We start from the raw sequence: 13,756 nt of genomic DNA on the forward strand, positions 1-13,756 counted from the left end.
GTATCACTTCTTCGATTTTCAATATCATTAGAAGTGGAATAAGCATAAGAAAATCGCAATGATTTCTTCACAACAATGTATGCCCATTTCATTCTCGTTATGATTATATGTACGAAAAAAAGCAACGGAAACCCCGCTGCTTTATACACGCTCTAACATACGATTTAATGCAAGAACCGCTTCTTCGGTCACTTGTTTATCTACGCTAATAACGTTAATTCCTTCTCCTCTTTCTACCGTTTCAAGCACCCATAATAAGTGCGGCAGATCAATTCGGTTCATCGTTAAACACGGACACATAAATGGATTAAGTGAAACAATTTCTTTATCTGGATGTTGCTGAATAATTCGATTCACTAAATTCATCTCTGTACCAATTGCCCATTTACTTCCAGGTGGCGCTGCTTCAATCATATCAATAATATATTTCGTTGATCCTGCGTAATCCGAAGCATCAACAACCTCATAACAGCATTCTGGATGTACAATAATATTCATATCCGGATGATTCTTCCGTACATTCTCAATGTTTTTCACCGTAAAGTTTTGATGAACCGAACAATGCCCTTTCCATAAAATCACTTGAATTTCTTCTATATCTCCATCGTACTCTAATGAATCTGTATGCGGGTCCCATACTGCCATTTTATCTAACGGGATACCTAAATCGTACGCTGTATTTCTTCCTAAATGTTGATCCGGTAAAAAGACAAGACGCTCTTTTTGTGTAAACGCCCAAGATACCATTTGTTTTGCATTAGAAGAAGTTACTGTCGCTCCGCCATTACGACCGCAAAACGCTTTAATTGCAGCTGTAGAGTTAACATACGTTAACGGAATCATCGTATCTCCAAATAACTTCGTGAGCCCTTTCCACGCTCTTTCTGTCTGTTCAATATCTGCCATATCTGCCATCGAACAGCCTGCACGCATATCTGGCAAAATAACGATTTGATCGTCTGTCGTTAACATATCTGCTGTTTCTGCCATAAAGTGTACGCCGCAAAATACAATATATTTCGCTTCTTTATTGCTCGCTGCAACTTGCGCAAGCTGAAGTGAATCTCCTGCTGCATCAGAAAATTGTACCACTTCATCTTTTTGGTAATGATGTCCTGGAATAAATAGTGTTTTCCCCATCTTTTCTTTAATTTCACGAACACGCTTTTCCATATCTTCTGTTGACATCGTGTAATAACGCTCTGGTAACATCGTTTCAATCGGTTGTACTTTTTCTAAAATACTCATATCCCTTTCTCCCCCTCTAAGCCACTTTCCTTACGCCTCAATATTGAAACTAATATCAAGTGCTTTCACTGAATGTGTTAACGCTCCAAGTGAAATATAATCTACCCCTGTTTTTCCGTATTTCGATAAATCTTCAATTGTAATGCCTCCTGATGCTTCCGTAACGATGGCACTTGGTACAATCTTTGAAAACTCCCGAATCTCATCTGGCGTACGATTATCAAACATAATGATATCCGCACCAGCAGCTACAGCTTCTCTCACTTGTTCCTCTGTTTCTGTTTCCACTTCTACTTTCACCATATGTCCTAATTTTTCTTTCACCGATGTAACAGCTTTCGTAATAGAACCAGCAAAAGCAATATGATTGTCTTTAATCATGACACCATCATATAAACCGAAACGGTGATTAAATCCGCCTCCGCACACGACTGCATACTTATCAAACATACGTAGCCCTGGCATCGTTTTTCGCGTATCACAAATACGTGTATGGCCGCTATCTAAAGCAAGCACAGCTTTATGTGTCATCGTAGCTATCCCGCTCATACGCTGGATAACGTTTAATATAACGCGCTCTGCCGTTAATAAAGAAGCAATTGGTCCTTGCGCAGTTGCTATTATTTCGCCCTTTTCTACAAGATCTCCATCTTTTTTATGAAGCTCCACTTCAATTCTTTCATCAATTAATTTAAATCCTTCTTCAATTACTAAACGCCCTGCAAAGACCCCTGTATCCTTCGCAAGAAACGTTCCTTTTGAAAGTAAATTGTCTGGAAAAATAAGCTGAGATGTTACATCTCGTTCTCCTATATCTTCTAGAAAAAATCGATTTAATGCTTCTTTAACCTTTATCGTGTTCATAAAGCCCCTCTTCCCTTCATCACACAAGTTGTAGTTTTCTTTTCACTCGAACGATTTCTTTTTTTACTCTATTTCTATCCGGATAATCACTTCGATAATGACCACCAATGCTTTCTTCTCTTTGCAAAGCTGATACGACTATAAGCTCACAGACTGTTAACATATTAATGAGCGTTATCTCTTCATTTGTAAGTGCCTCATGTTGTAAGATCATATTTCGAACACCGTACTTACTAAGCCATCTCTTTGCAGAAGATAAACTTTGCTCTGTTCGCACAATCCCAACATATTTCATCATGCATTCTTTTATTTCTTCCTTCGCCGGCAAATGATTCAAAACGATAAACTTCTTTTCCTTCTCAGCTAGGGTGTTCAATCTGTCTTTTGCCGCTTTCGTTAAAATATGTTGTCCTATTCTTTTTCCAAACACAAGACCTTCTAATAATGAATTACTTGCTAACCTATTTGCACCGTGAACGCCATTACAAGCTACTTCACCGACCGCATATAAATTTGGAATGGACGTCTCTCCATCACAGTTCGTTTTCACGCCACCCATATGAAAATGAGCTCCGGGTACGACCGGAATGCGTTTTTCATTTATATCGACACCATTCTTTTTACACAATGATGCTACAGTCGGAAAACGTTCTTCGAAATTTTGGATAGACTCGATATTTACATACACCTTTTCACCCGCCAAAAGCTGCTCATGAATCGCTCTTGCTACTACATCGCGCGGCGCGAGATCGTGATCAGGGTGTATATCCATCATAAAACGCTGCCCTTTTCCATTTATAAGGACAGCTCCTTCACCACGGACAGCTTCAGAGACGAGGCCGCAGCATCTCCCGTTTGCATATAACATTGTTGGATGAAATTGTACAAACTCTAAATCCACGAGCTCCCCACCTGCGCGGTATACCATCGCAAGTCCATCACCCGTAATTGTCTTATCGTTAGAAGTAAAGGCGTATAAACCGCCAATCCCACCTGTTGCTAACACCGTATAATCTGCAACGTAACGCTTCAACTTCCCTTCACTAGTTCTTGTTAAAACTCCAACACATTTATCATTTTCTATAATAAAATCGAGCACCATTTCCTGTTCCACTACCGTAACGTGCGGAGCTACTTCTTGAATGAAATGCTCTAATAAATTCTTTCCTGTTGCATCGCCACCTGCATGTAAAATACGGCGCTTTCGATGTGCGCCTTCTTTTCCAAGATGAGGACCCGTTTCATCTCCATCAAATTCCATTCCACTTTCGATGAGATGATTCATTTCTTTCGGCCCTTCCTCGACTAAATAACGGACCACATCTTCATTGTTATAATGACATCCTGCTACTAACGTATCTTCAAAATGATCATTTGGATTGTCATATGTAGCAACCGCTGCTGCAATTCCACCTTGCGCTAAATATGTATTATTATTACGATTCGTTCCCTTTGTGATAATAATCACATTCTTTTCGTGACAAATCTCTTTCGCAACACGAAGTGCCGCAACGCCACTTCCAATAATTAAGACATCTGCACTTGGCATAATTGTTGCCTCCTACTTTACACTTTTCAATTGTCTTGACACCTATATTTACATAGTTTTAAAATAATGACAAGAGTTTTTTTATAATTCTTATTTTCACTACCATTAAAAAATACAAGAAATGTAACTCTTACTAGGGAGAGGAACTTACATGATGATATATCTTGACTATGCAGCTACTACACCTATGAGTGAAGAGGCGTTACAAACATATATGAAAGCAGCATCGCAATACTTCGGAAATGAACAAAGTTTACATGATATTGGAGGAACAGCTTCTTCTTTACTACAAGTTTGCAGAAAAACATTTGCTGACATGATTGGTGGAAAGGAACAAGGGGTATTCTTCACGAGCGGTGGTTCGGAATCCAACTACCTTGCGATTCAATCCCTTTTAAAGGCTAGAAGCGAGAAACATATTATTACAACACCTATGGAGCACGCATCCATTCGAAGTTATTTTCAATCCTTACAATCAGAAGGGTATACAATTACTGAAATTCCTGTTGATGAAGGCGGGCTCATTCATTTAGATGATTTAGAAACAGCTATTACAGAAAATACTGTTCTAGCAAGCATACAGCACGGAAATTCTGAAATTGGAACCGTTCAAAACATCGCAGAAATCGGAGCACTTTTAAAAAAATATAACGTTTTATTTCATTCAGATTGTGTGCAAACATTTGGTAAACTTCCTATCAATGTTTTTGAGATGGGAATTGATAGTCTTTCTGTTTCAGCACATAAAATATACGGACCAAAGGGTGTTGGTGCTTGCTATATAAATCCGCAAGTTCGCTGGGCACAAATATTTCCGGGAACTTCTCACGAAAAAGGGTTTCGCCCAGGTACAGTAAACGTTCCTGGCATCGCATCTTTTTTAACAGCTTCTGAGAATATATTAAAAAATCAACAGGAAGAAAACTTACGTTTTAAAGAGTTACGATCCTACTTTTTAGAGCGATTACAAACACTTCCTCTAGAAATTCAAGTGGAAGGTCATTCTACTTCTTGTTTACCACATATTATTGGGGTTACAATAAAAGAAATAGAAGGTCAATATACAATGCTAGAATGTAATCGCCATGGTATTGCCATTTCCACCGGAAGTGCTTGCCAAGTCGGTAAACAAGAACCTTCGAAAACAATGCTTGCAATTGGAAAAACGTATGAAGAGGCGAAACAATATGTCCGCTTCTCTTTCGGGCAACAAACAACGAAAGATCAAATTGATACTACTATTCATGCACTACACACAATTGGAAATCAATTTTATAGAGGTGTTAAATCATAATGAAACAAAATGAACAAAAAAAGATTTTAGGCGAAGAAAGACGACAGCTTATCCTTCAGTGGCTTCTTGCTGCAAATGAACCGTTATCTGGGAATGAACTATCGAAAAAGACAAACGTAAGTCGACAAGTGATCGTGCAAGATATTTCCTTACTCAAAGCACGAAACGAACCGATTATTGCAACTGCTCAAGGATATTTATATTTAAAACCACAAGAGAAACAACAAGCTTTCGAACGCGTAATCGTATGCCAACATAAACCAGCGGAAGTACGTCAGGAACTTACAATGCTTGTTGACCACGGCGTTACGATTAAAGATGTAAAAGTTGAGCATCCTGTATACGGTGACTTAACAGCATCCATCATGGTAAGTAATCGCTTTGATGTAGAGCAATATTTACAAAAAATCGAAAACACAAATGCTTCCTATCTTTCGCAACTAACAGATGGTATTCACTTACATACAATTGAAGCAGATTCTAAAGAAAAGCTAGACGCTGCTTGTAAGGCGCTAGATAAAGCAGGATTTCTCGTTTATTAATTCATGCAAAGCACAGAGTTTTTATCATTCTCTGTGCTTTTTTAGTGCTATAATATTGTAATCAATCGTAAAGGAGATCACATATGGGAATTGAACTCGTTCACTTTAGCATTGGCAAACCGAAACAAATGAAATATGGCGAAGATAAAGAAATGATAACAGGTATATGTAAAGATTCTACAGAAGAAGCTTTTCTCTCAAAAGATGGCTTCCTTGGTGATGACGTAGCAGATTTAAAACATCACGGTGGGCCTGATCGCGCTGTTTGTGTATACCCACATGAGCATTACGCACTATGGGAAGAGGAATTTCAAACAACGCTTCCAGCTTCCACATTTGGCGAAAACTTTACCGTAACAAATATGTTAGAGCGTGATGTTTGCATCGGAGATACATATCAACTAGGTGAAGCAATCATTCAAGTGACGCAAGCCCGCGTACCTTGTAGCACAATTTCAAAACGTCTTGGCATCCCTGGCATTTTGCCGCGCATTGTAGCAACTGGATTTACTGGCTACTTATGCCGTGTTCTTCAAGAAGGTACTGTACGTAAAGATTCAAAAATTACATTACTAGAACGTCAACCGAGCAATGTATCTGTTTTATTCTCTAACGAAATTTATTTTCATAATAGAAAAGATAAAGATGGCATTGAAAGGATTCTTGCTGTTCCAGAACTAGCTGATATTTGGCGTGGTCAGTTAGAAGATCGTCTTGCGAAGTTAAAATAAAGAATCCCACCATTTATAGGTGGGATTTTATTTATCTATCAGACGGTATAACCTCCCCCCCCTTACAACCAATAAGAAGAATAACTCCCCAGCACAGTAACAGAAAAACCGAGCGCTTCAAGTTCCATCGTTACGCCTGGCAATAATACATCATCGTATGCTTTATCGACATCGATTAAGAAAAAGTAATTTCCAAGACCTGTTTTCATCGGGCGAGATTCGATTTTTGATAGATTTAATTTTCTCCATGCGAAAGCTGATAACACTTGGTATAGTGCCCCTGCATAATCAGCAGGTAACGTTATCATAAGCGTCGTTTTCTCTCCGCGGTTTTCTCCGTTATTTGGGAGTATCGCTTTCTTTTTCTTATGCAGCACGAGAAAGCGTGTATGATTATTTTTATGCGTATGAATACTACGTCTTACAATCGTTAATCCGTATTTTTCTGCAGCTGCTTCATTTGCAATAGCAGCGATTTTTTCTTCAGGATGTTCTTTCACATATTGTGCAGCAGCACTTGTTGATGTCATATCTCGGACAGTGACCCCTTTTAATTCTTCATTTAAAAACTTATGACATTGCGCAATAGCGTGCGGATGAGAATGCACTGCATATACTTCTTCCCACACTTTTGCATACTGCGGATGTACAAGTAAATGTTGCTGAATAGGTACTGTAATTTCTCCTACAATAGAAAGTGGTTGCTCATGTACAAGATAATCAACCGTTATATTCACTGAACCTTCTATAGCATTTTCTAACGGTACAACTGCGAAGTCTACATTTTCATCTGCAGCTGCATCTATACAATCTGGAATCGTGCGATACGGTACATGCTCTGCTTCCGGAAAAAAACGACTCACCGCCATATTTGTAAATGTTGCTTCTGGTCCTAAATATCCTACTCGAATCATCGTCTTTTCCCCTCTTTTTCGTTTTCTTACTGTTATACCATACTTTTTTATATTCTTCTATGTAAATTTCGAATATTAAAAAAAGACTAGCATTTGCTAGTCTAAATGTTTCCTATATTCTCTTTGAGCGAAAAAGAAATACATGATGCACGCAGCGATATAAAATAGAATAAACAAGCCTACTTTTCTTAATGAGCCATCCATAAAGAGCGTATTATGAAACGTATATAACGCAACTGCACTATGCATACTCCCTACTATAATTGGCGCAAAAAATAGCATACACAATTGCCAGCGAGAAATCTTCCATACTTCTTCCTTCGTCATTCCCAGTTTAGAGAGTGCCCCGTACTGCTTTCTATCCGATGAAATATTATGAAACCATTTAAAATATACGATACTACATGATGTAAGGAAAAATAATATACTAATGAATGAGCCTATAAATAGAGTAATATTGCCGAACTCTTTCATATTCACATATAACTCCATATTACTTCGAAATGCGTTATTATCATCTTGTTTCATATGTTTCCGTAAATCTTCATTTAATTTTTTCGTATTTTCGATATTCGGTAATGTGTAGCCTCTATATATCATCTTTTCAGAATCAGGAATCTTATTTGCTATACTGTCAAAGTCTTCATCATTCATGACGAAAAACAAACCGTTAATGTGCGCGAGATGATAATTAAATTGCGCCCCTTCTTTCTGACCGTTAAATACGAATTGATACGTTTGATTCATTACTTGTAATTGAATCTCTGTTTGATTATATACATTCGGATACTTACTTTTATTATAATAAACAAGTGTAACTGTTCCTTTTTTCGGATGATACGTTTTCTGTTTTTGTTTTCTTGCCTCCTGATTGTATTCACTTTCTTTAATGAGTGGCGCTACTTCTGTTTCTCCTTTATTGGACTGAAAAGATGCATACACTCCAACAAAACTCATAGTTTGAAAATCATCATACCCATATTGGTCCAATAATTGTTCAACCGTACCTTCCTCAAAGACTTCATGGGTAGAAATACCTTTTTCTATGTATGAAAATGAGTGTGCGCCCCCATCCCGCCACATATCTTGCATGCTAGAAAAATATAAGAACACCGTACCTGTTGCCGTAACTACAAATGTCGTTGCCATAGAAAGCATAAAGAAAAAGCGACCATTTTCCTTCATTCGATGTGACAATTGATTCACTATAAATAAATACGGATATGTATACATAATCTTTTTATTTCGTTTAATCATTTCTAACAATTGGATTGTACCGTGTGTAAAAGAAAAGTACGTTCCCAAAAAGACAAGTATAGACACAGGAAAGAAATATAACGCTATCGTTGGCATCGTCGCTTGCAACGCTAACGCATATCCTATCCCTAAACAAATAAAACCGAATATACAAAGCCACATTGATGGTTTCTTCTCTTTTTTATCAGTTCGAAATTCTTTCAATAACCGAATGATTTTTATATTCCATATACGTAAAGCACTTATAAAAGATAACAGAATAAAAACAACCATATATGTAATAAACGTTACCCCAATCGCTTTCACGTCAAATATGACAGGGAGTTCTTTTGGAAGACGCATTAGCATGCTAAACACCATAAAAAAGAGTTTCAAAAAGATCATGCCAATCCCTATACCGAAAATATTAGCAAATACCCCGATCAACATTTGCTCGGTCATAATCACTCCTATTACGTTTGATTTCGTTGCTCCCATTAACATATATAATCCTAACTCTTTCTTACGTGCCTCTATAAAAATAGAAGTAGAATACAAAATAAATATGACGAAAAAAGAAATGATTATAACATTACATATGATAAATCCCCAGCGTACATTTTGATACCACATCGTCTCTTGCATATACGGATGTACAATAACAGACATGTATGCAAAAGACGCAAATATTGCAAAACAACTACTTAAGAAAAACACTTTGTAATTACGCCAATTTCCTTTTATATTTTGCAGCGCTAGTTGCCGAATGTTCATCTATCGTCCCCCTATAACTTACTACATAGCCAAAAAGCTAGAGGTTTCCCTAGCTTTGCACGTGTTTCAAATATCCCCTTTGCGCGATCATAAAGTAAATCGCAGAAGCTACAACGTATGCCCCAATTACAATCGCACCCGATTTCCATAAATCGATATAAAGCATTTTCCCTAACGTATGAAGAGCAAATCCACTATGAATTGCACCGATTACAATTGGGATAAAGAAGATAACACCCATTTGTCGAATTGCAATTTTTCGAATTTCTTTATCTGTCATACCGATTCTCTTTAACGATTTAAATTGAATACGATCTTGCTCTTTATCATTAAACCACTTAAAGTATGTCATACTACAAGCGAAGAAGAAGAACAGTACCGCTACAAAGAAACCGATGAACATCGTAATTGCTCCTGATTCCCTTATATTTTTATAAGTGAGCACCGAGTTGTTTAATTCCGCTTGCTTATCTGGTGCAATTTCCTTTTTCAAATCTAACACAAGATCTTCGGTACTTTTCCAATCTTCTATATAATAACCGTAATATTTCGTCTTTTCTTCATCTGGTACGAGCTTTGCGTATTTCTCAAAATCTTGATCATTCACAATGAGATATTCACTATCATTAAAAACAGAAAATGAAGTTGGCTCATTTAATTGAACAGACTGCATTTGTCCGTTCATTTTAAATTCATATGGTTTCGTAAGATCCACCTTCATCATATCTTTCGCCATATCCATTATGACCATCGTTGCACTACCTGGTGCATTATGAACTTCTCTAACTTGCTCTCTCTTTTGTTTACGCACTTCAGCGTTATATTCTTTTTCTGAAACAATCGCCATTGGTACTTCATGTTCACCGTTAAACATCGTGATTTTTTGAGTTCCAGGGAGTTTTACGTACGTTACTTCTCGCGCTTCTTCAAATCCGTGTTTTTTTATTAATTCTTTTGTTTTTCCTTCTTTTATGACATTATGCGTATTTATTCCTTTTTCCTCATACGAAATAGCATGCGGGGTACTAGTTACTGCCTTATAACTCATATCCTCAAAGAATACGTATAGTGTACCAACTGCTGAAGATACAACGGCCGTAATGATAGAAATTACAAATAGAAAACGAGCATTATCTTTCATTTTATAAATCAGATTGCTAAGTACGAACATATTTGGATATGTATAAAAAGATTTTTTTCGTTTTTGTAACGCCTTTAATACGACTGTACTGCCTTGTGTAAACAGTAAATACGTTCCGCCTATCGTCAGCCCTACAATCGGTAAAAATAGAATGATAAAATTCATAAATGTCACTTGGAAACTAAGTACATATGCAACAATAATACATCCTATCCCCGCTATACATAACCATGTAAATGCAAAAGGTTCTACTTTTTGTTTTCTTGCTTCTCTTAATAAATCAATAATTTGCAAGCGTCCTACTGCCCACACGCTAAACAATGATAGGATTAAAAATAGAATAAAGTATACACCCGCTGTAATCAAAACTGCTTTACTATTCCATACGAGTGGAAGTGTTTTATCTATTTTCAATATTACACTTAATGCTTGGAAAAATAATTTTGAACAAAGCATACCAAGCCCAATACCTACTACAATTGCAATACTACCTAACATAAGCTGCTCTAATATAATCATTCGTCCAAGTTGAGATTTTGTTCCGCCTATTAATGTTAGTAGACCAAACTCTTTTTTCCTTGCTCGTAAAAATGTTGAATTTGCATATAAAATAAAGAGTGCTGAGAAGATGACTACAATATAATTCATCGATTCTAATCCTTTTGAAATCATCTCCCTCATACTAATATTACCGCTTACGACATCTGGATGATAAATAAAGGAAGCATACATGAAAAATACGACTATCGATAAGCAACTACTTATAAGAAACGCTTTATAATTACGCCAATTTCCTTTTACGTTATTAAGCGCGAGCTGGCGAAAGTTCATGATATTCTCCTCCTAGCATCGCAAGTACGTCCAGAATTTCTTGGAAAAATGCTTGTTTCGTTCTTCCTTTATGTATTTCTGAGAAAATTTCTCCGTCGCGAATGAATAGAATACGTTCGCAATAACTCGCCGCTACTGGATCATGCGTTACCATTGCAATTGTTACTTTCTTTTGTTCATGTAAGTCTTGCAACGCGCTCATTAATGATTTTGCTGACTTCGAATCTAAGTTTCCAGTTGGTTCATCCGCTAAAATTAACGTAGGCTCATGAATAATTGCTCTCGCTGCTGCTGCACGTTGTTGTTGTCCACCTGATACTTCATATACTTTTTTATTTAAAATTTCTTCGATATTTAAAAACTTTGCAATCTCAAGCACCTTTGCATCGATTTCATTTACAGATTTCTTCGCCATGACAAGTGGTAAAATGATATTTTCTTTAATCGATAACGTATCAAGTAAGTTAAAATCTTGGAAAATGAACCCTAAATGTGTACGGCGAAACTCCGCTAATTTTGCAGCACGCATTTGATTAATTTCTTCGCCATTTACAAGCACATGACCGGAAGTTTGCTTATCAATTGTTGCTAATAAATTTAAAAGCGTTGTTTTCCCGCTTCCTGAAGGACCCATAATCCCTACAAATTCGCCTTCTTCTATTTTAAAATTTATATCATTTAAAGCAGTCGTCGCTACTGAACCTTTTGATTGGTACACCTTCGTTAATCCTTTTACTTCAAGAACACTCATTTCTAATCCCCCTATGTGTTTTCTTCTTACATTTACTATAAGAAAAATAAGAAATAGAAACGAGTGATTTCCCTTACAAAACGTTTTGTTATCTTACAGTTTTGTCATTTTTCTCATTAATGTATGATATTCTTCATCTTTTGCAAATTGGAACGTGAATGTTGTCCCTTCCCCTTCAGCCGATTGCACATAAATACCGTGATGTAAATTATCACAAATTTCCTTCGTAATATATAAACCCATCCCAGTCGCTTCTCTCGTTTTACGGCCATTTATTCCTGTAAAGAACGGATCAAATACTCGCTTTACATCTTGCTCTGGGATACCAATTCCATTGTCCTTAATATGTAATAACACCTTTTGGTCTTTCTCTTCAATTTGAAATTGAATTTCCTTTTTCTCTGCTTCTGAAATTTTCGTATACTTAATTGCATTTACAACAATTTGCCCTATAGCAATACTGAGCCATTTTCTATCAGATGCAACCATACAAGTATCTTCATCAAACATTACTTTCGGAAATACAGACGATTGAATGAACGACTTTCTATTTTCATTAATAATGCCTCGAATAATATCTACCACATTTACTACTTCTACTTTATAATCTTTCGCAAACTGCTCTAACCTTGCCATATGTAACGCTAAATCTAAACCATTTAGTATACGGTTATTTTCTTCACGAATACTTTCAACTGTTGCTCTTGCTTCACGATGCTCTTTACCAAACTTCTGTAACAGTAATTCTATAACCGATACTGGTGTTTTCATTTGATGAATCCACTGGTTCATAAATATCATTTGCTGTTGTTCTTTCGCATGTTGTTTATGAATTTCATTCATATATTGCTGTCTTAATAGCGTAAACGATTCAACGACCATCTCTTGCTCTGACGTATAAGAAGTATCAATAAGTAAAGAATCGTGTAATGTATTTCCGCCAGTAACATACTTTTCAATCCTATTTAAAAACACACTCCGTTTTCGATAATCGTAAATGAGGTATACAGCAAATACAACTGTCCCTAATAAAAGTCCATATAACCACGTACTCCAATCAATGGATCGTTTTTCTAAAAGACTTTGCAACTGCAGTACAAGCCCAAATAAACAAAGGCTAACAATATAAGAAAGAAGTAAAGAAAAGCGGTCCATGAGGTAATTTTTAACCTTCATGCCCTTCGCCCCACTCTGTAAGAAGCGCATAACCATATCCACGTTTCGTTACAATCGCATTCTCAATGCCTAGCTCCTCTAGTTTCTTCCTTACGCGTTTTACATTAACGGTTAATGTATTATCATCAACAAAAGCTACCTCATCCCACAGGGCTTCTAACAGTTCTTCGCGCGTTACATATTGATTTGCTTGTTTCATTAAACACTCTAATAAGTAAAATTCATTTTTTGTCAGCTCCGTTTGTTGCCCCTGCCACTCAACAATGTGTTGTGACGGGAATAACAACAGTCCATTTACACCTAAACAATCACTCTCAGCAACAGAGGCATACTCACCATACCCACGGCGAAGTGCGCTTTTCACCTTTGCCATTACGATATCTAAATGGAAAGGCTTCGTAATGTAATCATCACCGCCATTTTCAATTGCCATTACTTGATCCATTTCCCCTGTTCTTGCAGAAACAAAAATAATCGGCGCATTCGATACAGTACGAATTTGACGACACCAATAAAACCCATCAAAGTATGGTAAATTAATATCCAGTAATACGAGATGCGGATTTATTTTGACGAACTCATCTTTTATATGACGTAAATCACTTGCTCTAAATGATTGATACCCATACCTTTCTAAATGCTCCTCTAATATTCCCGCTATTTTTTCATCGTCTTCTACAATTAATATTTTATACATGTTCGTTT

The 13,756-nt window shown here is 36.7% G+C and carries 12 protein-coding genes; 3 read left to right on the plus strand and 9 right to left on the minus strand.

Translation table 11 applies throughout. The annotated features are described in order from the left end of the window. Positions 1 to 141: 141 nt before the first annotated feature. From nadA to nadB, 3 genes are read right to left on the minus strand one after another with little or no spacing between them, the layout of a single operon-like run. The gene (gene nadA, locus MHB74_RS21760; RefSeq protein ID WP_061677180.1) at positions 142 to 1,248 is read right to left on the minus strand and encodes a quinolinate synthase NadA; all 1,107 of its coding nucleotides are present in this window, start codon (positions 1,246 to 1,248) and stop codon (positions 142 to 144) included. A 30-nt stretch (positions 1,249 to 1,278) separates the two neighbouring features. Further along, the gene (gene nadC, locus MHB74_RS21765; protein ID WP_001092213.1) at positions 1,279 to 2,112 is read right to left on the minus strand and encodes a carboxylating nicotinate-nucleotide diphosphorylase; all 834 of its coding nucleotides are present in this window, start codon (positions 2,110 to 2,112) and stop codon (positions 1,279 to 1,281) included. A gap of 19 nt (positions 2,113 to 2,131) precedes the next feature. Continuing rightward, entirely contained in the window at positions 2,132 to 3,661 is a 1,530-nt protein-coding gene (gene nadB / locus MHB74_RS21770; RefSeq protein ID WP_061677179.1) for an L-aspartate oxidase, read from the minus strand. Positions 3,662 to 3,812: 151 nt separating this feature from the next. On the opposite strand from nadB, the gene MHB74_RS21775 reads away from it, so the two are divergent. The 3 genes from MHB74_RS21775 (at position 3,813) to MHB74_RS21785 (ending at position 6,228) form a co-directional block, all read left to right on the plus strand. Continuing rightward, on the plus strand, positions 3,813 to 4,955 hold the full coding sequence (locus tag MHB74_RS21775) for an IscS subfamily cysteine desulfurase (RefSeq protein ID WP_061677178.1): 1,143 nt from the start codon (positions 3,813 to 3,815) through the stop codon (positions 4,953 to 4,955). Next, positions 4,955 to 5,497, plus strand: a complete 543-nt coding sequence (locus MHB74_RS21780) for a transcription repressor NadR (RefSeq protein ID WP_000812273.1) — start codon at positions 4,955 to 4,957, stop codon at positions 5,495 to 5,497. The genes MHB74_RS21775 and MHB74_RS21780 overlap by 1 nt, the downstream gene beginning before the upstream one ends. Before the next feature lie 83 nt (positions 5,498 to 5,580). Then, entirely contained in the window at positions 5,581 to 6,228 is a 648-nt protein-coding gene (locus MHB74_RS21785) for an MOSC domain-containing protein (RefSeq protein ID WP_061677176.1), read from the plus strand. A 62-nt stretch (positions 6,229 to 6,290) separates the two neighbouring features. On the opposite strand, the gene pheA is transcribed toward MHB74_RS21785, so the two are convergent. From pheA to MHB74_RS21815, 6 genes are all read right to left on the minus strand, one after another. Then, positions 6,291 to 7,142 (minus strand): prephenate dehydratase, encoded by an 852-nt coding sequence (gene pheA, locus MHB74_RS21790; RefSeq protein WP_061677174.1) that lies wholly within the window; start codon positions 7,140 to 7,142, stop codon positions 6,291 to 6,293. A 96-nt stretch (positions 7,143 to 7,238) separates the two neighbouring features. Next, complete coding sequence (locus MHB74_RS21795; protein WP_061677172.1) at positions 7,239 to 9,152, minus strand: ABC transporter permease; 1,914 nt, start codon at positions 9,150 to 9,152, stop codon at positions 7,239 to 7,241. 49 nt (positions 9,153 to 9,201) lie between these two features. Beyond that, positions 9,202 to 11,124 carry an ABC transporter permease gene (locus tag MHB74_RS21800; RefSeq protein ID WP_061677170.1) on the minus strand — a complete coding sequence of 641 codons (1,923 nt, stop codon included), beginning with the start codon at positions 11,122 to 11,124 and terminating at the stop codon, positions 9,202 to 9,204. Then, entirely contained in the window at positions 11,099 to 11,875 is a 777-nt protein-coding gene (locus tag MHB74_RS21805) for an ABC transporter ATP-binding protein (protein WP_000114530.1), read from the minus strand. The genes MHB74_RS21800 and MHB74_RS21805 overlap by 26 nt, the downstream gene beginning before the upstream one ends. 93 nt (positions 11,876 to 11,968) lie before the next feature. After that, complete coding sequence (locus MHB74_RS21810) at positions 11,969 to 13,051, minus strand: HAMP domain-containing histidine kinase (RefSeq protein ID WP_061677168.1); 1,083 nt, start codon at positions 13,049 to 13,051, stop codon at positions 11,969 to 11,971. Next, positions 13,041 to 13,748 carry a response regulator transcription factor gene (locus tag MHB74_RS21815; protein WP_061677518.1) on the minus strand — a complete coding sequence of 236 codons (708 nt, stop codon included), beginning with the start codon at positions 13,746 to 13,748 and terminating at the stop codon, positions 13,041 to 13,043. The genes MHB74_RS21810 and MHB74_RS21815 overlap by 11 nt, the downstream gene beginning before the upstream one ends. Positions 13,749 to 13,756: the final 8 nt, after the last annotated feature.

Origin of the sequence: Bacillus sp. FSL K6-0069, from assembly GCF_038007785.1 — a bacterium.
Taxonomy (GTDB): Bacteria; Bacillota; Bacilli; order Bacillales; family Bacillaceae_G; genus Bacillus_A; species Bacillus_A mobilis.